Source organism: Sneathiella sp. D3-11 (genome assembly GCF_055809395.1).
On record NZ_CM147911.1, the window covers coordinates 371,629 to 394,716 of the forward strand.

The window sequence follows — 23,088 nt, forward strand, 5'->3', positions numbered from 1 at the left end:
GACCTTACCTTATCTCTGCGCAGCCATTTTCGACAACCGGATTAAGTATTGATGACGGAATTCACGACATCTCTAACGGAGATCAACCATCAAGCCCTCATTGATCTGGTGAGATACTGGCAGCAGCTTGACCCTGCTCCGACAGTACCAAGACGCCAACAATTTAATCCGGTCGATATTCCACAGTGCCTCCGGCATATAGTCCTTCTCGATGTTGGTGTAGGCAGGCCCAGGTATTTTGTCCGCCTCGCCGGATCTTCGGTCAACCCTGTCTATCAAAAATCGATAACTGGAGAGTATCTTGAGAATGTCTTGAACAACGAAGACCGCCAAAAAATTATAGCTCAGTATGATTACTCGGTTGCCCATCAGCGACCGACATACATGGCCAGCACGACTTGTTCTCCCCTCGGCCGAAGGCTGAACTATGAACGCGTTGTTCTCCCGCTTACAACAAATGGCGATAAAACGGACAAGTTACTGGTCGGCATAAATTTTTCCGATATCAAACAGCACCTGATTGACCGACCGACATTCAAATTATGACTCCCGATAACAGGCTTGCCCTTCCCGTTCGTCATGGAGTAGGCTAGGAAAAACAAACCAAGCCAACGTCGGGAGAGTTATCATGCAAATGAGCGGTGAGGAACTGATCAACGCTTCACGGGCAGAAGTTTGGGACGCGCTAAACGATCCGGAAATCCTGCGCCAGTCTATCCCCGGATGCCAGACCGTTGAAAAGGTCAGTGACACGGAATTTTCTGCAACGGTTAAAGTCAAGGTCGGCCCTGTTTCCGCTAAATTCAACGGCCATGTGACATTGAGCAATATCGATGCGCCGAATGGGTATACGATTACCGGTGAAGGCAAAGGCGGCGCCGCCGGGTTTGGCAAGGGCGGTGCGGATATTTCCCTGAAAGAAAGCGATAACGGCACACTGCTATCTTATGACGTTAATGCCTCTGTCGGTGGGAAAATGGCGCAGATCGGCTCCCGCCTGATTGATGGCACCGCGAAAAAGCTGGCATCGGAGTTCTTTGCAAACTTCAATGAACTTGTCAGCTCAGGCCGGGAAGAACATGCAGAAGAACCGTTGGCCGCCGAAGAAATGAGTGCAAGCGAACCCGCCGTACCGGACGTCAGCGCGACTCAGGAAAAGGTGGCGCCCCCCCCTGCCCGACGCGGAGAAAGCTGCCTCCCCCGACTGGATGCGCCCCTCGATTCTTATTCCACTCGGTATAATCGCGGCTGTTATTTTGTTCTATCTTGCAGGCGATTGATTTAAATTTTTGAAATGACTTTACAGCGCTTGACGTCGCGCTAGATCAGTTGGAAACTCATAACCGAATAAAACAAAAGGTCTGAATAACAGTCTGACACATCGCTACGAACTCAAAATAAAACGCTAAATCAAGGGAGGAAGATCATATGACAACCGTTAGTATGACGGTGAACGGGAAACAGGTCAGCGCCGAAGTTGCGCCCAACACCCTACTCGTTCAATTTATCCGTGAAAATCTCCGACTGACCGGAACCCATGTCGGCTGTGATACCAGCCAATGCGGAGCCTGTACCGTTCATGTCGACGGAGATAGCGTTAAATCCTGCACAATGTTGGCAGTTCAGGCTGACGGCGCGGAGGTCACCACCATCGAAGGTCTGGCGCAAAATGGCGAGTTGCATCCGATGCAGGCCGCCTTCAAGGAAAACCATGGCCTGCAATGCGGATTCTGCACGCCGGGCATGATCATGAGTGCGGTTGATCTTGTAAAGCGCAACCCGAACCCATCTGAGAAGACAATCAGAACCGAGCTTGAAGGCAATATCTGCCGGTGCACGGGCTATCATAATATTGTCAAATCCGTCAAATCCGCATCGGAGAATATGGGAGGGTGATCAATGACTGTCGAAAATGGAATTGGCGCCTCTGTCAGGCGTAAAGAAGACCAACGATTTATTACCGGTAACGGCCACTATCTGGATGATATCAACAGGGTGGGGCAGACTTACGGCTATTTTCTGCGCTCCCCACATGCCTTTGCCAAAATCAATAATATCGATCTCGCCGCCGCGAAAGCAGCTCCGGGCGTTGTCGATATCTTCACCGGCGCCGATATGGTCGCCGATGGGATTGGTGGCCTGATCTGCGGCTGGGGTATCACCAGCAAGGACGGCTCTCCCCATAATGCACCGCCTCATAACAGCATGGCAGTCGATGCCGTCCGGCATGTGGGTGATCAAGTGGCGTTTGTCATCGCCGAGACCCTGCAGCAGGCAAAAGACGCCGCGGAGTTGATTGAGGTGGATTATGAGGTTTTAACGCCCGTCACCAATATTTCCAAGGCACTCGCCCCTGGTGCTCCACAAATACATGAAGAAGCGCCAGGAAATCTTTGTTATGACTGGGAACTTGGCGACAAGGCGGCCGTGGATGCGGCCTTTGCCAATGCGGCGCATATCTCAAAGATTGATCTGATTAACAACCGGCTCTCTCCCAACCCGATGGAGCCGCGTGCGGCTCTTGGTGAATATGATGCGGGCAGCGAGGAGCTGACGCTTCATACCACCAGCCAGAACCCGCATGTCGCGCGGTTGATTATGTCGGCTTTCTTGGGCATAGCTCCAGAAAACAAGCTCCGGGTTATTGCTCCGGATGTCGGTGGTGGCTTCGGTAGCAAGATTTTCGTCTATGCCGAGGAAACGACAACCATCTGGGCCGCGCGGAAGATTAATCGCCCGGTAAAGTGGACGGCGGATCGCTCGGAAGCCTTCCTGACCGACGCCCATGGTCGTGATCATGTCTCCCATGCGGAGCTTGCCATGGATAACGACGGCAAGATATTGGCGTTTCGGGTTTCGACCCAGGCAAATATGGGTGCCTACCTCTCAACCTTTGCCTCGGCTGTACCAACCTACCTCTATGGCACGCTGTTAAGTGGGCAGTATAAAATCCCGAGTATCTATGTCGAGGTCAAGGCCGGCTTTACCAATACGACGGCGGTTGACGCCTATCGTGGGGCGGGCCGTCCGGAGGCAACTTATGTTGTCGAACGTATGATGGACACAGCAGCACGGGATCTGGGTATGGATCCAACGGAATTCCGGCTTAAAAACTTTATCCAGCCGGATGCCTATCCGTATGAGACACCGGTTATCATGACTTATGACTCGGGCGATTATCCGCTTGCCATGAATATGGCGAAGGAGATGATCGACTATAACGGCTTTGCCGCACGCAAGGCCCAATCAGAGGCCAATGGCAAAATCCGTGGTATTGGTACAGCAGCCTATATTGAGGCCTGCGGCATCGCCCCATCTGCGGCCGTCGGCTCGCTCGGGGCCGGCGTGGGTCTCTGGGAATCAGCTGAGGTTCGCTTCAACCCGACAGGCAGCGTTACAGTCTTTACCGGCAGTCACAGCCATGGTCAGGGGCATGAAACTACCTTCGCACAGATCATCGCTGACAAACTCGGCGTTCCGATCGAAAGCGTTGAAGTCGTGCATGGGGATACCAGCAAGGTTCCCTTCGGAATGGGTACCTATGGCTCCCGTTCCCTCGCCGTTGGCGGATCAGCCATCGTGAAAGCGGTCGATAAGATCGTCGAGAAGTCAAAGAAGATCGCCGCCCATCTCATGGAAGCCTCGGTTGAGGATATCGAACATGAGCATGGCGTCTTCTCGGTCGCCGGAACGGATAAGCAGATGACCATGGGCGAAATTGCCTTTGCTGCCTATGTCCCGCATAACTATCCGGCTGATCTGGAACCGGGCATGGCAGAAAATGCGTTCTATGATCCGCTTAACTTCACCTTTCCAGCGGGAACTCATATTGCGGAAGTCGAGATTGATCCGACAACAGGTGTTGTCGATATCGTTGACTGGGCCGCCGTGGATGATTTCGGCAATATCATCAACCCGATGATCGTAGAAGGTCAGGTGCATGGCGGCGTCGCACAAGGCATCGGCCAAGCTCTTCTCGAAGGCGTGGTTTATGACGACGAAAGCGGACAGCTGATCACCGGATCCTACATGGATTACTGCATGCCACGGGCTGACGATCTGCCAAACTTTCGTATTACGACAACAAACACCCCCTGCCCCAGCAATCCGCTGGGCGTGAAAGGGTGCGGCGAGGCGGGCGCGATTGCGGCCCCTGCGGCCCTCATGAACGCCATCGTCAATGCGTTGGGTAAGGATATCGATATGCCGGCGACGCCAGAAAAGATCTGGCGCGCCATCAACAGCAATTAAGAAGGGACCAACCCATGTATTCATTCGATTATGAACGCCCTTCGGGGGTAAATGAGGCAGTTTCCGCCATACGTGAGGATGACAAGTTTCTGGCCGGTGGCCAGACCTTGCTGCCGACCCTCAAGCTCAGGCTGGCACAAGCGGACAAACTGATTGATCTCAGCGGCATTGCGGAACTTAAAGGTATCAGCGTCAGCGAGTCCGAGGTTTCCATTGGCGCGATGACCCGCCATGTGGATGTTGCCAATTCTGCAGATGTTAAATCCGCCATCCCGGCGCTAGCGTATCTTGCAAGCCATATTGGCGATGCACAAGTGCGCAACCGGGGGACAATCGGCGGGTCCATTTCCAACAATGACCCGGCGGCGGATTATCCGGCGGCGCTGGTTGGTCTTGGTGCAACAGTGCATACCAACAAACGGAGCATCTCGGCGGAAGATTTCTTCGTTGATCTGTTCGAGACGGCATTGGAGGAAGATGAGCTTGTCACCAAGGTCACTTTCCCCGTTCCGGAAAAGGCAGGATATGCGAAGTTTCCAAACCCGGCGTCGCGTTTTGCTTTGACCGGTGTGTTCGTCGCACAGACAGCTCAGGGCGTGCGTGTTGCAGTGACTGGTGCGGGACCTTGCGTCTTCCGCCAGACGGATATGGAAGCTGCCCTATCGAGCAATTTTTCCGCCGATGCGGTATCCGGTATCAAGACAGAAGCCTCTGGCCTCAGTGCTGATATTCATGCTTCCGCTGACTACCGGGCGAACCTGATCTCCGTCATGGCGGCGCGCGCGGTTCAGGCCGCCTCATAGTCTGAGCCGTCAACCCGGACAATTAAAAAGGGGAAGTTTTGGCTTCCCCTTTCATCTTTAGTAACTATTTCCCCATTTCGGGACCAAAATTCCGGCGCAACCAGATTTAAGCAACCAAGGGAAATCCGACAAGCATGACAAACGTCCAGCCGCAATCCATCGACGCCGTACAGGACCTCTTGCAAGACGCCAATTATGTGGCGGATCGTAGTCTGGCCACAGTCCTTTTTCTGTCCCTGAAAATGGGCCGTCCGCTCTTTCTGGAAGGGGAAGCAGGGGTCGGCAAGACGGAAATCGCCAAGGTTTTGGCGGAACAGTTGGATCGTCCCCTAATCCGCCTGCAATGCTATGAGGGCTTGGATGTCAGCTCCGCCGTCTACGAATGGGACTATGCCCGCCAGATGATTGAAATCCGGCTGGCTGAGGCAACCGAGACGGCCGACCGGGACCGCCTCAGCAGCGATATCTTTTCGGAAAAGTTCCTGATCAAGCGTCCGCTGCTGAAAGCACTGGAAAGCAACGTCGGCGGCGCCCCCGTTCTACTGATCGACGAGCTCGATCGCACTGATGAGCCGTTCGAGGCATTCTTGCTTGAAGTACTCTCAGATTTTCAGGTCACCATCCCGGAGTTTGGCACTATCAGGGCGAAAGAGCCGCCAATTGTCATCATTACCTCCAACCGGACGCGGGAAATTCATGATGCGCTAAAGCGCCGCTGCCTCTATCACTGGGTCGACTATCCAAATGCGGAACGTGAAAAAGAGATCATTGCTCGAAAAATTCCCGGCGCGGATGAGCGGCTTTCAAAACAGATTGTTCTGTTCATACAGGAATTGCGTAAAGATCCCAATCTGTTCAAGCTACCGGGCGTGGCGGAGACGCTGGACTGGACCAACGCGCTGAAAGAGCTCGACATCATCTCCCTCGACCCCGATGTCATCAATGACACGCTCGGTGTTCTCCTTAAATATCAGGATGATATCGTGAAAATACAGGGGAGTGAGGCAGCGGACATCATCCAGAAGATTAACTCCGAAATGGACGCCGTATGAGTGAACCGGCGGTACATACCGGTGGCACTTTCGCGGAAAACATCATGCATTTCGCGCGAACGCTACGCCGGGCTGGGCTGCCTGTCGGTCCGGGCCGCGTGATCGAAGCGATCCGCGCTGTCGAAGTCGCCGGTATTCGCCGCAGGGATGATTTTTACTGGACCTTGCATTCGGTCTTCGTCAATCGCCGCGACCAATGGGATATTTTCGATCAGGCGTTCCATGTGTTCTGGCGTAACCCGGAACTCCTGAAAAAGATGATGGACATGATGCTGCCGACGACGTTTCTCGATAGCACCAAGCGGGACGATCAACCGGAATTGAGCAGGCGTCTGTCCGAAGCACTCGCGCCCTCACCCGCCCCGGATACTGAGCAAGAAAACGAACAGGAAGAGATCGAGATAAACGCAACGCTCACTGCCTCGGAAAGCGAACTTCTGCAGTCGAAGGATTTTGAGAGCATGAGTGCGGAGGAAATGGAGGAAGCGAAAAAGGCCATGGCCAGGATGCGCCTGCCGATTATGGAGGTAAAAACCCGACGGCAGCGCGCGGATTTCCATGGCGGCGTTGTTGATATGCGCCGCACACTGCGCGCCAGCCTGCGAAGCGGTGGGGCCAGCATACCGCTCCGCTTCAAGTCCCGCGTGACCCGGCATCCACCGCTTATAATAATCTGTGACATTTCTGGCTCTATGACACAATATAGCCGCATGCTGCTACACTTTATGCATGCGATCACAAATGACCGAGATCGCGTTCACACATTTGTATTTGGCACCCGGCTCACCAATATAACAAGATATATGCGTTATCGCGATGTTGACGCCGCTCTGGATGCGGTCAGTGAAAAGGTAGAAGACTGGTCCGGTGGTACACGTATTGGCGCAACGGTGAAGGAATTTAATAAATTCTGGTCTCGCCGTGTCCTCGGACAAGGGGCGGTGGTCCTGTTTATCTCCGATGGGCTCGACCGCGATGCAGGAGAAGGATTAGGGGTTGAAATGGAACGGCTACATAAGTCCTGCCGACAGTTAATCTGGCTGAACCCGTTGCTCCGGTATCAGGGGTTCGAGCCACGCTCGAAAGGCGTCAAGGCGATCCTGCCCCATGTCGATCAATTCCGGACGATCCATAATCTCAACAGCCTGAAAGACCTTGCTGACATTCTATCCAACCCCATGGGCGCGCAACCCGATAAGAGGAGTTTTGCCGCATGACCGAAACTGCATCAACTCTGTCCGATGACGATATCCTGAGCCAGGCGCTCAACTGGAAAAAGGATGGCCGGAGCGTCGCCCTCGCGACCGTGATCAACACCTGGGGATCTGCTCCGCGCCCAGCGGGCAGCCAACTCGCAATCGATGAAACGGGTCAGATGGTCGGTTCCGTAAGTGGCGGCTGTGTCGAGGGAGCTGTCATTCAGGAAGCGCTGGAGATCATCAAGAGCGGTGAGCCCAAAACACTGGAATTCGGTGTCAGCAATGACGAGGCTTGGGAAGTCGGTCTTGCCTGTGGTGGAAAAATCAATGTCTTTGTTGAAAAGCTTGACTGAGGCAGCGACATGAAAACGGCTTTACTGGAAGAACTGCAACAGGCGCGCGTCGAAAAGCGTCAGGTTGTCCTTGCGACAAACTTAACATCCGGAAACCAAAAACTTCTCTACCCATTTGAAAGTGAAGATAATTCCGATCTGGCGGAAGCAGCGAGAAATGCCCTTCGATACGATAAACCCGCCACATTCGAGAGCGAAGACGGACCCGTTTTTCTGAATATCTTCAACCCGCCACTGCGGCTTTTCATCGTTGGGGCTGTGCATATCGCGCAGGCCCTCGTCCCCATGGCGGCGGGAGCGGATTATGAGGTTACTGTTATCGACCCGCGCCGGAGTTTCGGTTCTAGCTTTCGATTTCCCAATGTCACCCTCGATAACCGTTGGCCCGACGAAGCGCTGGAGGAGTTGAATCCAGATCGACGCACGGCCATTGTCACGCTAACCCATGATGCAAAGCTGGATGATCCGGCATTGCAACATGCTCTGAAATCGGATGCTTTCTATGTTGGCGCTTTGGGGAGCGGACGAACCCATACGAAACGGCAACAAAGGCTTCTGAAGGTGGGCTTCACAGAAGAAGATTTCGCGCGTATTCATGGGCCCATCGGCCTCGATATCGGCGCAAAAAGCCCGGCGGAAATTGCCATCTCCATCATGGCGGAAATCACGGCGGTTCTCCGTCAGAAGGAAATAACGTGATCTTTGGCCGCATAGCTGTCGAGGAGGCGGAAGGTATCGTCCTTGCCCATGCGGTAGAAACTGCACCAGGCAAGCTGCTCAGGAAGGGGCATGTGCTTTCAAAATCCGATGTAGAATCCATCAAAAACAATGGCATAGATACCATTCTTGGCGCACGTCTTGAAGATACGGATATGCCGGAAGATGAGGCTGCCGCAAAGATCGCGGCCCCCCTTACGGGGCATAATGTGACTGTAAAGCCGCCTTTCACTGGCCGCGCTAATCTCATCGCGGAAGCGCGAGGGGTCGCGGTGATTGATGAAGAACGGATAAAGACGCTCAACCATATCGATGAAACGATCACCATCGCCACAGTAAAAAACTATGAGTTGGTGGATGCCGGGCAGATGCTGGCAACGGTCAAAATCATCCCTTTCGCCACCCCGAAGGAAAAAGTGGAGAAAGTTCTAGAAGATATAAAGAAAAGCACCCAATCAATTGTTTCCGTTCATTCTTTTGTGAAGAAAAAGATCGGTGTCATTTCAACGATATTACCGAACACAAAGAAAAAGGTAATCGAGAAGTCGGAGCGGATCATGGCCGATCGTCTGGCGCGCTGCGACAATCAAATTGATTCAAGCCGCCATTGCGACCATCATGAAGATGCACTTGCGGAGGCGATCACGGCGTTAGATAAAGGCGGATGCGATCTTATCCTAATCTTTGGCGCATCGGCAATCACGGACCGCAAGGATGTCATCCCCGCAGCCATCACGCAAGCAGGCGGCGAAATCGACCATTTTGGCATGCCGGTAGATCCAGGAAATCTCCTTCTTCTCGGGCATTTACGCGAAAAGCTTGTGATCGGCTTGCCGGGCTGCACCCGCTCCCCCAAGCTGAATGGATTTGACTTCGTCCTCGACCGCATTCTGGCCGATATTCCGGTAACGGCATCGGATATCATGGATATGGGTGCAGGCGGATTACTGAAGGAAATCCCGAGCCGGCCGCAGCCACGCAATCAGGAACGAAAGGCCGGAGCGACAAAAGGAAAATCAGTTGCCGTCCTGATCCTCGCTGCGGGTCAATCCCGACGAATGGGGAGTAAAAACAAGCTTCTCGCTGAAATTAATGGAAAAGCCATGCTCCGCCATACGGCGGAAATTGCGCTCAAATCAAAAGCGGCGGGTGTCTTCGGTGTAACCGGTCACGACCGGAAGAAGATCGAGAGATTATTCAACGGTCTCAATATCTCCTCTTTTTACAATCCGGACTATGCTGACGGCCTGAGTAGCAGCCTAAAAACCGGCTTTCGCGCCCTTGCCGATAAATATGACGGGATTCTTATTTGCCTTGGCGATATGCCGCTGGTGGATGCGGATCTCTTTGATTCCCTGATCGATGCCTTTGATATAGAGGAAGGCCGTTCAATAGTTGTTCCCACTTTTCAGGGCAAACGGGGCAACCCGGTTCTCATCGGTAGCCAATTTAAGAATGAAATCCTCACCGTTACGGGAGATATCGGCGCCAAGTCATTGATTGCGGAGAATGAATCACACGTCTTCAACGTCGAGGCCGATAAGGACAGTATCTTCACCGATATCGATACGCCGGACGCGCTGGTCGCCCTCCAACAAAAATGAGTAAATAACGTGATTGACGAACTTTATCACAAGAGCTTGTTGCGGCTTGCCGCCAACGCCACGGGCGATGGCATACTTGACAATCCGGATGCGGAAGAAACGAAGGATAATCCGACCTGCGGCGACCGGATCACTATGCAGATCCGGCTGGGTGAAAAAGAAATTGCCGAGCTGAAGCATCAGAATCGATCCTGCATGCTCTGTCAGGCGTCGGCGTCTATGATCGGTGAACATGCTGTTGGTAAAACACTTGAAGACATTCTAAAAACACGCAAAAGTCTGCATTCCATGTTGCAGGGCGGCGTCATTCCCGATACATCGGAATGGAAAGAACTCGAATTTTTCAATGTTGTCGCCAACCACAAGAGCCGTCATAATTGCGCCCTCCTTCCCTTTGATACTCTGATCCGGGCGTTGGAGACAGCGTTAAAGAAAGCATGAGATGCGTCGTAAAAACCCAAGAATAAAAAACATTCCCGACCTTCCCTCTCCCTGTACCGGTATATGCAGCATGGACACCCAAAATCTTTATTGTCGAGGCTGTTTTCGGACACGAAATGAGATCGGTGGCTGGGTATTGATGACCAATGAAGAGAGAATGGATGTCCTGAAAGAGATACGTCAGCGCCGACGGGATTCCCGTCTTTCGGACAAATCGCCTTAATTTCGCCCACTTCCCCCCGCTTAATGAAAGCATCGTTGATCTCAATATGAGCTTGCTTTCAAGTAATGGGGGCGCAAATGTATTTGAAAACACTTAGCATTTTGACAGTTTCCTTTCTGTCACTATTGTTTCTTGTCATGGCAACATTCATGCCAGCGGCAACAACAATAGTTGCGTCAACTGACAATGATCCCGATACCAAATGTCTTGCACAAGCTGTTTATTTTGAGGCGCGCGGCGAACCCTTCAGCGGGCAGGTCGCGGTCGCACAGGTTGTCCATAACCGCGTGGCGGAAAAGGGTACATCTTATTGCAAAGTGGTATTTGAAGGCAGCACGCGCCGCAACGCCTGTCAGTTCTCCTTTGCCTGCGACGGTAAATCCGATACCGCAACGGATCAGGTGTCCTGGCAGAGGGCATTAATGGTGGCCAACCTTGTGAGAAGCGGAAATATGCGCGACCTCTCCGGCGAGGCAACCTTCTATCACGCGAATTATGTCTCCCCGACTTGGTCGAAAAGCTTGGTGATAACGGCCAACATCGGTAATCATATCTTCTATCGGCAAATGTAATTAGCGAAACTTGATTACTGGATAAATTGCAAAAGCGGCCAATGGCCGCTTTTTTTGTCGCGTGTTTCCCCCATTATCGCCACACCCGCAAAACGATTTATTTAATTCGTGATCTTCATCACATGCTGGAATCAAAAATTAATCTATATTGAATTTGTAATTATATCGATTTGATATATATTCGTTCGGAATATGGGCATCTAGATCCCGACTTGGAACGTGGGCGCGTTTCTCGACATTTTATGTAAGTAAGTGGAATTTATGGATATTCGCACTTTATGTCTTGGCATTCTCACTATGGGGGATGCGACCGGCTATGAAATAAAGAAGACCTTTGAAGATCGGCTGGATCTGATATTCCACGCCAGCTACGGTTCTATTTACCCTGCTCTCAATAAGCTGACAGAGGAAGGCCTTGTCTCTTGCCGCGAACTCAGCCAGGAAAAGCGACCCGATAAAAAAATCTATTCCATCACCGCAAACGGTCGATATCAGTTTTTCGACGCGATCATGAAAAAACCGGCGTCTGATCGATTTCGGTCTGAATTTTTGGCAACCCTGATGTTTTCCCATCTTCTGCCGGCAGCCACAATTTCAGACCTCATCGATGGCCGGATAGAAGACCGTCTTCAGAAAATTGCAACCATGACCGACGAATGTGAAACCAAGCAAACGGATCGGGAAAAATTTCTATGTAATTTCGGCATGAAAATGTATCAGGCAGAAATTGATTACCTGCAAGATAATAGACACTTGCTGGAAGCGGACGCGCTCATGGGGAACCGCGCTGCAGAATAATACAACTAAAACCATACTCTATAAACAAGAGGTATCACTGTGAACCGCTCAATCATCATCGCAATAATAATCGCCGTTGGCGTGACGGCCTGGATTGCGTCTGGACAGATAGACACTGGCGGCGACAGTGAGACAGCGAACGGCGATGCCGTCGCGGCGACCAAGGCAGACGGAACTTCCGCCGACACTGCCGAAACGCATAAGAACCAGCCCAAAATCATGGGGGTGCGTTATGCCATCTCCACCGCACAGCCTAAAGAGCAGGAAATCATCGTCCACGGCAGAACAGAAGCCAACCGTGTCGTTGAGCTCAAGGCGGAAATTTCGGGCCGTATAAATAAAATATATGTTGAAGAAGGTGACCGCGTGAAGTCCGGAGATCGCATCGTCAGCTTTGATGTCAAGGATAACAAGGCGCGTCTTCAGGAAGCCGAAGCTCTGGTTCGGCAAAGGGAAATCGAATTTAACGCAGCCAAGAAGTTAAACAAAAAAGGCTTCAGTTCCGACACCACATTTGCCAGTGCAAAGGCGCAGCTTGATAGCGCCAGCGCGCAAGTAACCGCGATGAAAATTCGTCTTAATGATCTGGTGATCACAGCCCCGTTTGACGGTTATATCGAAGCGAGAGAAGCCGAGGTTGGCGATTACGTCAAGGATGGGAATGGGATTGCCACCATCGTGGAAAGCGACCCTTTATTGATCACGGGACAAATTTCCGAGTTGCAGGTCGGTAATATTGAAGTCGGTGGCAAAGGGTCGGCGAAACTTGTCACCGGCGAAACCGTGAACGGCAAGGTCAAATTCATCGGACGGGTTGCGGAACCTGAAACCCGCACATTTCGTGTAGAATTGGAAGTCCCGAATAAGGGGTATAAACTCCGGAGCGGTGTAACCGCGGAAATTGTCTTCAAGACAAATTCAGTGATGGCGCATTTCATCTCCCCCGCATATCTGACGCTAAACGATTCTGGCGTCCTGGGCCTCAGAACTGTGGGCGAGGATGATGTTGTCAAATTCAATCCGGTTAAAATTCTCGCAGACACACCAGATGGCATTTGGGTGCAAGGGCTTCCCGAAACCGTTCGGTTGATCGTCGTCGGACAGGATTTTGTCCGGGCGGGCGACAAAGTGAGACCTGACCTCTTCGTTGCCGAGGCTTCCCAATGAACGCCATTATTGACGCTGCCATAAATCGTTCACGGACGGTTATATCGGCTCTCCTTCTGATACTGGTCGCCGGGGCGTATGCCTATATTGATATCGCGAAGGAATCCGACCCGGATATCAATATCCCGATCATCTATGTGTCCATGACCCATGAAGGCATCTCCCCAGAAGATGGGGAGAGATTGCTGATCCGGCCAATGGAGTTAGAACTCCGCTCTATCGAAGGTGTCAAGGAGATGACCGCGAGCGCATCTGAGGGGCACGCCTCTGTCACGCTCGAATTCGATGCCGGTTTCGATGTAGACAAGGCACTTCAGGATGTGCGCGAAAAAGTTGATCTCGCAAAAACCGAACTTCCCCAGGAAACCGATGATCCGACAGTCAATGAGGTTAATTTTGCGCTCTTCCCGGTAATTGTGGTGACGCTGTCGGGCGATGTCCCGCTTCGGACCCTGATCAAGCTCGCGAAAGAGCTTGAGGATCGGGTGGAGGGCTTACCGGGCGTGCTGGAAGCCGACATTGGCGGTGATCGCGAGGAAGTGCTGGAAGTGATCATCGATCCGGTGAAGCTAGAAAGCTACAAGATTTCCAATGCAGAGCTTGCCAATGCTGTTGTCTCGAATAACAAGCTGATTGCCGCCGGCTCCATGGATACGGGCAAAGGCCGTTTCGCGATCAAGGTGCCTGGGCTTTACAAGAATGCCTCGGATGTGCTGGACATCCCCGTCAAGGTTAACAATGAAGGCGTGGTGACGCTTCGTGATGTGACGGAAGTCCGGCGCACCTTCAAGGATGCCGACAGCTACGCCCGTCTGAACGGACGCCCTGCTGTGGCGCTGGAAATCAAAAAGCGCGTCGGCGAAAATATTATTGAGACAATCGAAGCCGTCAAACTAGCCGTCGCCGAAGAGCAAAGCTACTGGCCGGAAAATGTGGTCGTGACCTTTTCGCAGGACCGATCCGAAGATATCCGGAATATGCTGCTGGATCTGCAAAATAACATCATCAGTGCCATCATTCTGGTTATGATCGTGGTGATCAGTGCCCTGGGTGTCCGCACGGCAGGCCTCGTCGGACTATCGATCCCCGGCTCTTTCCTGATCGGCATCCTGTATATGTATCTCATTGGACTGACCATCAATATCGTTGTTCTGTTTGGTCTCATCCTCGCCGTTGGCATGCTGGTAGATGGCGCTATCGTTGTGACGGAATTTGCCGACCGGAAAATGGCAGAGGGCGTGCACCGGAGGCAAGCCTATGCCCTCGCGGCCAAGCGCATGGCCTGGCCAATCATCGCCTCGACCGCAACGACACTTGCCGTGTTCATGCCGCTGATGTTCTGGCCGGGCGTGGTCGGGGAGTTTATGAAGTACCTCCCCCTCACCCTGATCACAACACTGACCGGCTCTTTGCTGATGGCACTTATCTTCGTGCCAACACTGGGGTCAGTGTTTGGGAGGGCAGGTTCGACCAATTCCAAGAGCCTTGCAGCGCTGGCGGCGGCGGAAAGCGGTGATATTCTTAGCCTTGGCGGGCTTACGGGACGCTATGTGCGCTTCCTTGCTGTTTGCATCAAACATCCGGCAAAGATTGTCGTTCTTGGTTTGGTAACCCTTGTCGGAGTTCAGATATATTACGCGACCCATGGTAATGGTGTTGAATTTTTCCCCGAAGTCGAGCCGGAAATGGCCTTGGTCTATGTCCATGCCCGCGGTAATATGTCAACGGATGAAAAGGATCTGCTCGTCGGGCAAGTCGAGCAAGAGATTCTGAAGCTTGACGATTTCGAAGGCCTTTATACCCGCTCGGGCACTACCGGCGGCGGCCAAAATGTTTCTGAAGACGTAATTGGAATCATACAGATCGAATTCAAGGACTGGCAGGAACGCCGCCCGGTGGAAGAGATATTTACCGACATTCGCGAACGCACGGCCCATCTTACGGGGATCGTTGTCGAGGCCCGAAAGCCCGATAATGGACCACCGACCGGTAAGCATGTGCAGATACAGCTTTCGTCGCGCAATCCTGATCTCCTCCCAATTGAGATTGAGAAAATCCGCCATCATCTTGAAACCAATGTCAACGATCTGATCGACTTGGAGGACAGCCGACCCATTCCGGGTATTGAATGGCAGGTCACTGTCGATCGGTCTCAGGCCGGCCGTTTTGGCGCGGACATCCAGACTGTAGGCAAGACAATCCAGCTCGTCACCAATGGTATCAAGGCCGATGAATACCGCCCGAACGATGCAGATGACGAGATTGATATCCGTCTGCGTTTTCCCGATGACAAACGCAGCATTGACCAGCTTGATAATCTGCGGGTGATGACAACTAACGGCATGGTGCCGATCTCGAATTTTGTAACACGTGAAGCCCGTCAGAAAGTCGGAACGATCAGCCGTTCTGATTCACGACGGATTATGACTGTCAAAGCCAATGTCGCCGCCGGTGTGCTGGTCGATGACAAGGTACAGGAAATTCAGGCCTGGATACAAAATGAGGCAAATATCAACCCAGAAGTCTCCTATGTGTTCAAGGGACAGGATGAAGAGCAGAAAAAGGCCGGGGAGTTCCTCGGCAAGGCATTTGCCGTCGCCCTCTTTATCATGGCGATTATTCTGGTGACCCAGTTTAACAGCTTCTATCATGCCTTCCTGATCCTGACTGCAGTCATTATGTCAACCATTGGCGTCTTTGTCGGCCTGATCATAACCGGTCAGCCGTTCGGCATTGTCATGACGGGCGTCGGGGTTATCGCGCTTGCCGGGATCGTGGTGAACAATAATATCGTTTTGATCGATACCTATGCGTACTTACGCAAGCAGGGCATGGAAGCGATGGAAGCGGTTCTGAGAACCGGTGCCCAGCGCCTGCGCCCCGTGATGCTGACGACCGTCACGACAATTTTCGGCCTGCTGCCCATGACCTTGCAGATCAACATCGATTTTGTCTCACGCGAGGTCGTGACGGGTGCGCCATCTTCGCAATGGTGGGTACAGCTTTCGACGGCGGTGGCCTTCGGCCTTACCTTTGCGACGCTCCTCACCCTGATCATGACACCGTCATTGTTGATGCTGGGGGCAAATGTCAGTAGCTTTCTGGAACGGCATCGTGAGAATAAGGCTGCGAAAAAGGCCCTAAAGAATGCTCATCCGGAACCTGCGGAATAGGACGTCATCGGTCCCTTCCCCGGCAATATTTCTATAGGTGAAACCGAAAAGGCTTGAGAATTCTCAGGCCTTTTCTTCTTTTTCCTCTTCGTCGTCATCGTCAATGGCGTCGGAGATTTCCCCATCCGTGTTTTTACGGTTTTCCTGTTCCTGCAGTCGGCGATGGCTGAGGATGGAAAAGGGGATGGTCGCCATATAAACAATCGCAATAAGGGAAAGCAGCTGCCACGGATAGCTTGCAAGCACCGCCGCCAGACCGCCAACCAGCAACAGAACCGGCATAATAAAGCGACGGGCGATGCGAACACGCTTGATGGAAAACGTCGGAATCCGGCTCGCCATCATGAAAGCCATGAATAGTATCCATCCCGCATTCAGGATGGCAGAACGGAAGAAATCGCTCTCTGTATAGAAATGCATCACCATGAACAGAAGCGAGATAGAGGCTCCTGCTGGCGCCGCAATTCCAGTGAAATAACGGCTGGCCCACGCAGGTTGCTCCTCATCCAGCATGGAATTGAACCGCGCAAGACGCAACGCACAGGACACCGTGAAAATGAGTGCAATAATCCAGCCAACCCCGCCAAGACCACTCTCAAGCGTCCAGAGAAACAGAACAAGACCAGGGGCAACACCGAAACTGACAAAATCAGACAAAGAATCAAGTTCCGCGCCAAATCTTGACGAGCTTTTCAATAGCCGTGCCATCCGGCCATCAAGCCCGTCCAGTACTCCCGCCGCCAAAATCGCGATGACCGCCATTTCCCATTTCTCATCCAATGAGAAGCGCACAGACGTGAGTCCGGCACAAAGCGCCAACATGGTGAGCATATTCGGGATCAGGGAGTTGAGCGGCATAAACCGCAGGCGGCGACGCTGACGGATGGGCATTTAGCGAACCTCCAACGCCATGGGCGCCTCGTTCTTTGCCTTCAAATCTGCGATAACCGTCTCTCCGCCGACCATTGACTGACCGACACCGACAAGCGGCTCTACCCCATCAGGAAGATAGATATCCGTACGGCTTCCGAAGCGGATAAGACCAAATCGCTCACCGGTCCGAACTTCCTGATTATCGGTGAGATAGCAAACGATCCGCCGCGCCACGAGGCCGGCAATCTGCACAAACACGATGTCATTGCCATCATTATCACGCAAATGTACCGCATGACGTTCATTCTCCTCCGACGCTTTGTCGAGGGCTGCGTTCAGAAACTTGCCGGGGCGATAGACCTGACGGATGATCGTGCCGCCGAGTGGGATGCGATTGACGTGCACATTAAAAACATTCAGAAAAACACTAATGCGAAGGCGTGCATCTGACCCCATGCCGAGTTCCTCCGGCGGAACGGCCCGTTCGATCATCTGAACGACCCCATCAGCAGGACTGACAATCAAGCCCTCTCTGGTTGGAACATGACGGTCTGGATCACGGAAGAAGTAGACGCACCAAAGCGTCAGGATCACACCGATCCAGCCGAGCAACGGCCAGGTAAACAGAAAAAGAGCGACAGTTATCGCGGCAAAGATGGCGATAAACCGGTGGCCTTCCTGATTGATCGGAACCAGTACTGATTTTAGCGTGTCCATGTTTACTTCCCTTCGGCATACGACCCGTTACTCAAACTAGGTCATACCGCATGTGTTCGTCAAAAAGAACAAAAAGATGATATTCCGAAACAGCAGATAGATTGTATCGTTTAATCCAGTACCTGCTCAAGTTTCTCCTGATAGGTCGCGGCTTCCTGCTGCCGTTTCCACATGGCGGCATATTTCCCTTCCTTCGCGAGGAGGTCTTTATGGCGCCCGCGCTCTTGAATAATACCATTTTCAAGAACAATAATCTCATCCGCCTCCACCACCGTGGAGAGTCGATGGGCAATCACCAGCGTTGTACGGTTTTTAGAAACTTCTGCCAAGCTCGCTTGTATTTCTTTCTCCGTATGGGAATCAAGCGCGGAAGTCGCTTCATCAAACAGAAGTATGCGCGGCTGTTTCAGGATGGCCCGTGCGATCGCGACACGTTGTTTCTCCCCACCGGAGAGCTTCAAGCCCCGCTCGCCCACCATAGTATTATAACCATCGGGTAATTTTTCAATGAGCTTATCAATGCTGGCAAGACGGGCCGCCTCCTCGATCTCCGCATCGGTCGCGCCGGGGCGTCCATACGCAATGTTGTAGCGAATCGTATCGTTAAAGAGGACAGTGTCCTGCGGTACAATACCGATAGCCGCGCGCAAGGAATCTTGCGTCACTTCATTAATCTTCTGCCCGTCAATTGTCACATAGCCCTTATCAACATCATAGAACCGGAACAGAATGCGCGATATCGTCGACTTCCCGGCGCCAGATGGTCCGACAATGGCCGTTGTCTTGCCGGACGGCACCCTGAAAGAAACATCGTGCAATATCTGCCGATTGTCCTCATAGCCGAAATCAACATGGTGAAACTCAACATCCCCGCCGCCTTCTGCAAGAGGCTTCGCTGCCGGGATATCCGCAATTTCACGGGATACGGTCAGGAGCTCAAACATCTTCTCCATATCGACAAGGCTTTGCTTGATCTCGCGATAAACGAAGCCAAGGAAATTGAGCGGCTGCACAAGGAGCATCATAAAGGCATGGATAGCTACGAAATCACCGACCGTATACTCACCGGCCACAACCCCCGTGCTGACAGGATCAGGACGGCGATCAACCCGGCACTGATAATGAACCCCTGCCCGATATTCAGATACGCAAGTGTCGTATTGCTTTTAACGGCGGCCGTTTCATAGGACGCAAGGGCCTTGTCGAACCGGCGGGCCTCATGCCCTTCATTGCCAAAATACTTGACCGTCTCGAAATTCAGCAGGCTATCAATGGCCTTGGTATTCGCCTCACTATCCTTTTCATTCATCGTCCGGCGGTATTTTAGTCGCCATTCGGTTACTGTCAGGGTGAAAAAGATATAGCTGACCAAAGTAACCAACGTAATAACGGACATCAGCCAGCCATACTGGACCAGCAAAATTCCGCAGATAAACAGGATTTTGAGTAAGGTCGGCGCAATGTTGAACAGCATAAAGCGCAGCAGGAAATCAATTCCCTTGGTGCCTCGCTCTATTACCCGACTAAGTCCACCCGTTTGCCGATCCAGATGAAACCGCAACGAGAGGCGATGCAGATGCTGAAAAGTATTCAGCGCAACCTGCCGGATGGCGTTTTGCCCCACTTTTGCGAACACCGCATCCCGCAGCTCAGCAAAGGCTTGCGTCAAGACACGCGCCACCCCGAACGCAACAATCAAGCCCGCCGGCATGACAATGACTGGATTCACATCCCCCGTCATATCATCAACGATATACTTCAAGATATAGGGTGTATAAACGGAAGCGACCTCAGCCATTACAAGCAGAACAACCGCAATCACAACACGGATTTTCAGATCATTCCGACCGCCAACCCAGAGATACTCACCGAGCGAGCGCAGCGTTGAGAAATGGCTACGTGAGCTGGATTGGCTGTGGCTGTCGAACGTCTGATTGCTCATGATGTATCCGCATTGACCCAAGTTACTTAAACATAGCGTAAAGCCCGGCAATTAGAGCCGACAAAATCCCTGTGACCACCCTTTTTGTGATGGTCACTACATCTGAACTAGGGGAATTTCGTCATTCTTGCTTAGGAAGAGCGAAAATCTGTCCCGGGTAGATGAGATCAGGATCGCGGATCTGGTTCTGATTAGCCTGATAGATCACGGTATATTCCATCCCCTCACCATAAACGCGCCGGGCAATGCGCCAGAGGCTGTTACCGGGCTGGACAATGGCGCTGAGACCGCCACTAGCCTGAGCAAGAACAACATCGCTAGCCGGTGTTTTCTGAAACGGCAACTCGATCCGCGAGATAATTTTCCCGTCCGTCCCATGCTGATCAATCCGAAGCGTGTGATTACCTGCCGGAATGGACTCGTCCGGGACCAGTGACCAGTTACCATCGCTATCAACTACGGCCGTCCCGACCGGCTTGTTATTCATATATACCGTGATACGATTGCCCGGTTGCCCACGCCCCGAAAGAGAGAGCGTTCCCTTATCGTCATAGTTCACAGATCCAAGCGATAAATCCTTCGCCGCAGAGACATCCCCTTTCGCTGCAGGTACCTGCAAGAGCTTCGTCGTGGAACCTGTTGCCGCGCCGCTCACATCATCTTTCGGAACCAGCATGGCGATCGCAGGAACCCGATCATCCACGGGGATTGTGCAATCAGGCACATTCATGATGACGAGGCTGCCTGACTCAAGCTCGTTGCCATCGATCCCGAGTGCGCTCAAATTAACTGTTTGCGATCCCGACGGAAGAGGTTTGCTTGACGTGAACACCCACTCCCCATTCGAAGACGCCGTTGCCTCACCGGTCTTATCCGAGCCTATATAGATTGTAACCAAAGCTTTGGGTTCCGCCCGACCGGCGGCCACAAGGTCGCAATTTTGATCAATACGAATAATATCGAAGCTCGGGCGGGCAAGCGCCACGCGTTTACCTTCATCATCTGTTGTATCGTCGAGATTTTTCTCAATGACTTTGGCCTGAGAGACAGCTGCCTGTTCTGCTTCTTTGGCACCATCCCCTCCATTGGCCTTGGCGGGGGCAGTCTCCGCATTCGATAGGTCAGTTGTTTCAACGGGACCCTGCGGTTCAGAGCCGAAAAACATGTCACTGCGATAAAAGAGAAACAGACCAGCCACTAAAAGCAATAAAATCGCCAAGATACCAAATACGCGCACCAGAGCCTCACTCGGTTAACTATATATGTCGCTATTATGAACCCCCATGGCAATTCGCGCAATCTTTAGTAAAATTTGAAAGATTGAGGGTCGTGAGCTACTGGATTTTATTGTTAATCGGAGGGATACTTTTTAAGTAAACAGCAATCGCAGCGAGGTCATCCTCCGTCAGCTTGGATGTGCTATGGTTGATCACTTCTTCCATGCTGCCTTGTACATTGTCGAAGTCGGGTTTCATCCCGTCCTTCATGAAGCTGACGATATCCCCTTCTGACCAGTCTCCAATCCCCGTTTCACCATCCGGCGTGATGTTTGGAACTTTCTCTCCCTCCCCGCCATTCACTGTCCCGGCGAGATAAAAATCACTCTCCGTTCCACCCAGAAAATTGCGCGGCGTATGACATTCTCCGCAATGGGTCAATGCCTCCACCAGATAGCCGCCTCGGGCAACGGCCTTGCTGGCATTCGCGGGAGGAGTATAAGCACCATCTTTAAAAAAGAGGAGCCGCCACCCCCACTGCAACCAACGCCATGAGAATGGTGCGGATACTTCATGCGGCCGGTTTTCTTTTGCAACTGGCGTCAAAGACATCAGATGGGCTTTAATGGCAAGCGCATCACCATCTGTCATTTTAGTATAGCTGGTATAGGGAAAAGCCGGAAAAAAATACTGTCCCGCAGGCGAAATACCGTGTTTTACTGCCTTCAGAAATTCTTCATTCGACCAGCCACCAATGCCATTATCCTTGTCCGCCGTTATATTCGGCGAATAGAAAGTGCCAAAAGGTGTATCAAGCGCACGCCCTCCCGCGAATGGCTCACCCTTGTTCTTGATATCCGTATGGCACCCATAGCAGCCGCCAGCCGCGGTGAGATAAGCGCCTTTATCTGCTATCTCATCCGCCTGCGACACACTGATACAAACCGACGCCAATAGATAGGCCGCCCCAAATTGCATGGCGGTCCGTCGGAGCTTGGACTGGAATCTTCTCTGCATCTGCAGTTTCACACCCCGAAAGTATCGTTACTCTTACTGCTTTGGTTTACGGAATTGCTTGTGACAGCCGCCGCATGTGCCACCCGTTTCCTTTAGTGCCGCGCCAATCATTGCCTGATCGCCCGATTTTACGGCCACAACCAATTGCGTAGCGGCAGCCTGAAAATCTTCGATATCCTTTTGAAATTCGTCAGGTTGCGTCCAGATTTCCGGTTTCGCGCGTGAGGCCTCAACACCGGATCCTTCGGGGAAAAACTTGGGCATATTCGCCGCGATCCCCGCGATCTCCTCGGCATTGTCATTCAGGGAATCGCTATAGGCCACCTCCCCTTTCGCGACCTTTGCGATGGCTCCCATATTCATGCCGAGTTTCTTCATTTCCGCAATTCTGAAATCGGCTTCCTTATTACCGGTGGATTCCGAATGTGCATTCGCCATACCGCCAAACAAGGCGCCACCAATCAATATCGCCATAACTGGTTTCATGAGCATCTTTTTCATTTTCTAACTCCCAAGCTAGTTAAATATAAGATCAATTCGACATGCCTTACACTTTGAATAGATGCAAAACACTAATTTCATTGCGGGATAATGACAACCATTTCCGCACCGCCGGTGCCATGAACCTTGTCATGGGCACGAATACGTACCTTTTTCACATTCATCGGCAATGACAAGGTTTTGGATCTGGTAAAGGGTTGCTCGTCCTCATGAGGATGCATTAAAACCCGACTGCCGAGATTGTTGCCGTCCATGTCCAGAATATCCCAACGATCCGCATAGTGATCCCATCCCTGATCCTCATGACGAACGGTAACACTGAAGCGGTAAACGTCTGCATCGACCTTCACGACCTTGACGTCAATGACATCCGCCTCCCCCGCCAAAAGAGAGCTTGACGACAGAAGCAGGAAGCCGCAAATAGTTAAGGTAATGATACTTCTCATATCCCACCTTTTTCCGGTATAG

General features: G+C 52.2%; 22 protein-coding genes and 1 pseudogene. 16 read left to right on the forward strand and 7 right to left on the reverse strand.

Annotated features, from left to right (window positions below; genetic code table 11):
- Positions 1–51: 51 nt before the first annotated feature.
- From AC0L73_RS01915 to AC0L73_RS01990, 16 genes are all read left to right on the forward strand, one after another.
- Positions 52–546: a PAS domain-containing protein gene (locus AC0L73_RS01915; protein WP_227952313.1), complete on the forward strand. Its 495-nt coding sequence runs from the start codon at positions 52–54 to the stop codon at positions 544–546.
- Positions 547–628: 82 nt separating this feature from the next.
- Positions 629–1,285, forward strand: a complete 657-nt coding sequence (locus AC0L73_RS01920; RefSeq protein ID WP_473654733.1) for an SRPBCC family protein — start codon at positions 629–631, stop codon at positions 1,283–1,285.
- Between the two features lie 143 nt (positions 1,286–1,428).
- Entirely contained in the window at positions 1,429–1,896 is a 468-nt protein-coding gene (locus tag AC0L73_RS01925; RefSeq protein WP_473654734.1) for a (2Fe-2S)-binding protein, read from the forward strand.
- Positions 1,897–1,899: 3 nt separating this feature from the next.
- A complete protein-coding gene (locus AC0L73_RS01930) occupies positions 1,900–4,251 on the forward strand; it encodes a xanthine dehydrogenase family protein molybdopterin-binding subunit (protein WP_227952316.1) in 2,352 nt (783 codons plus the stop codon).
- 14 nt (positions 4,252–4,265) lie between these two features.
- Positions 4,266–5,054, forward strand: coding sequence for an FAD binding domain-containing protein (locus AC0L73_RS01935; RefSeq protein ID WP_227952317.1), 789 nt, complete (start codon positions 4,266–4,268; stop codon positions 5,052–5,054).
- Positions 5,055–5,188: 134 nt separating this feature from the next.
- Positions 5,189–6,106 (forward strand): AAA family ATPase, encoded by a 918-nt coding sequence (locus tag AC0L73_RS01940; RefSeq protein WP_227952318.1) that lies wholly within the window; start codon positions 5,189–5,191, stop codon positions 6,104–6,106.
- On the forward strand, positions 6,103–7,323 hold the full coding sequence (locus tag AC0L73_RS01945) for a vWA domain-containing protein (RefSeq protein ID WP_227952319.1): 1,221 nt from the start codon (positions 6,103–6,105) through the stop codon (positions 7,321–7,323). The genes AC0L73_RS01940 and AC0L73_RS01945 overlap by 4 nt, the downstream gene beginning before the upstream one ends.
- Positions 7,320–7,658, forward strand: coding sequence for an XdhC family protein (locus AC0L73_RS01950; RefSeq protein WP_227952320.1), 339 nt, complete (start codon positions 7,320–7,322; stop codon positions 7,656–7,658). Before AC0L73_RS01945 ends, AC0L73_RS01950 begins: the two co-directional genes overlap by 4 nt.
- A 9-nt stretch (positions 7,659–7,667) precedes the next feature.
- Positions 7,668–8,357: an XdhC family protein gene (locus AC0L73_RS01955; protein WP_473654735.1), complete on the forward strand. Its 690-nt coding sequence runs from the start codon at positions 7,668–7,670 to the stop codon at positions 8,355–8,357.
- Positions 8,354–9,979 carry an NTP transferase domain-containing protein gene (locus AC0L73_RS01960; RefSeq protein ID WP_473654736.1) on the forward strand — a complete coding sequence of 542 codons (1,626 nt, stop codon included), beginning with the start codon at positions 8,354–8,356 and terminating at the stop codon, positions 9,977–9,979. The genes AC0L73_RS01955 and AC0L73_RS01960 overlap by 4 nt, the downstream gene beginning before the upstream one ends.
- Positions 9,980–9,988: 9 nt before the next feature.
- On the forward strand, positions 9,989–10,420 hold the full coding sequence (locus tag AC0L73_RS01965) for an iron-sulfur cluster assembly scaffold protein (RefSeq protein ID WP_227952323.1): 432 nt from the start codon (positions 9,989–9,991) through the stop codon (positions 10,418–10,420).
- Position 10,421: 1 nt separating this feature from the next.
- Positions 10,422–10,643 (forward strand): DUF1289 domain-containing protein, encoded by a 222-nt coding sequence (locus AC0L73_RS01970; protein ID WP_227952324.1) that lies wholly within the window; start codon positions 10,422–10,424, stop codon positions 10,641–10,643.
- Positions 10,644–10,720: 77 nt separating this feature from the next.
- Positions 10,721–11,215 carry a cell wall hydrolase gene (locus AC0L73_RS01975; RefSeq protein WP_227952325.1) on the forward strand — a complete coding sequence of 165 codons (495 nt, stop codon included), beginning with the start codon at positions 10,721–10,723 and terminating at the stop codon, positions 11,213–11,215.
- 261 nt (positions 11,216–11,476) lie between these two features.
- Complete coding sequence (locus AC0L73_RS01980; RefSeq protein ID WP_227952326.1) at positions 11,477–12,013, forward strand: PadR family transcriptional regulator; 537 nt, start codon at positions 11,477–11,479, stop codon at positions 12,011–12,013.
- A 39-nt stretch (positions 12,014–12,052) separates the two neighbouring features.
- A complete protein-coding gene (locus tag AC0L73_RS01985) occupies positions 12,053–13,180 on the forward strand; it encodes an efflux RND transporter periplasmic adaptor subunit (protein ID WP_227952327.1) in 1,128 nt (375 codons plus the stop codon).
- Positions 13,177–16,353, forward strand: coding sequence for an efflux RND transporter permease subunit (locus tag AC0L73_RS01990; RefSeq protein WP_473654737.1), 3,177 nt, complete (start codon positions 13,177–13,179; stop codon positions 16,351–16,353). The genes AC0L73_RS01985 and AC0L73_RS01990 overlap by 4 nt, the downstream gene beginning before the upstream one ends.
- A gap of 63 nt (positions 16,354–16,416) precedes the next feature.
- Here the strand turns inward: AC0L73_RS01990 and AC0L73_RS01995 are convergent, their stop codons facing one another.
- The 7 genes and pseudogenes from AC0L73_RS01995 to AC0L73_RS02025 form a co-directional block, all read right to left on the reverse strand.
- Positions 16,417–17,244, reverse strand: coding sequence for a CDP-alcohol phosphatidyltransferase family protein (locus AC0L73_RS01995; RefSeq protein WP_227952329.1), 828 nt, complete (start codon positions 17,242–17,244; stop codon positions 16,417–16,419).
- Positions 17,245–17,943 (reverse strand): phosphatidylserine decarboxylase, encoded by a 699-nt coding sequence (locus AC0L73_RS02000; protein WP_227952330.1) that lies wholly within the window; start codon positions 17,941–17,943, stop codon positions 17,245–17,247.
- 110 nt (positions 17,944–18,053) lie between these two features.
- Positions 18,054–19,885: pseudogene (locus AC0L73_RS02005) on the reverse strand (ABCB family ABC transporter ATP-binding protein/permease).
- A gap of 121 nt (positions 19,886–20,006) precedes the next feature.
- The gene (locus AC0L73_RS02010; protein ID WP_227952332.1) at positions 20,007–21,122 is read right to left on the reverse strand and encodes a LysM peptidoglycan-binding domain-containing protein; all 1,116 of its coding nucleotides are present in this window, start codon (positions 21,120–21,122) and stop codon (positions 20,007–20,009) included.
- Between the two features lie 97 nt (positions 21,123–21,219).
- On the reverse strand, positions 21,220–22,119 hold the full coding sequence (locus AC0L73_RS02015; protein ID WP_227952333.1) for a c-type cytochrome: 900 nt from the start codon (positions 22,117–22,119) through the stop codon (positions 21,220–21,222).
- Positions 22,120–22,152: 33 nt separating this feature from the next.
- Positions 22,153–22,620 (reverse strand): c-type cytochrome, encoded by a 468-nt coding sequence (locus AC0L73_RS02020; RefSeq protein WP_227952334.1) that lies wholly within the window; start codon positions 22,618–22,620, stop codon positions 22,153–22,155.
- Positions 22,621–22,697: 77 nt separating this feature from the next.
- On the reverse strand, positions 22,698–23,066 hold the full coding sequence (locus AC0L73_RS02025; protein ID WP_227952335.1) for a hypothetical protein: 369 nt from the start codon (positions 23,064–23,066) through the stop codon (positions 22,698–22,700).
- Positions 23,067–23,088: the final 22 nt, after the last annotated feature.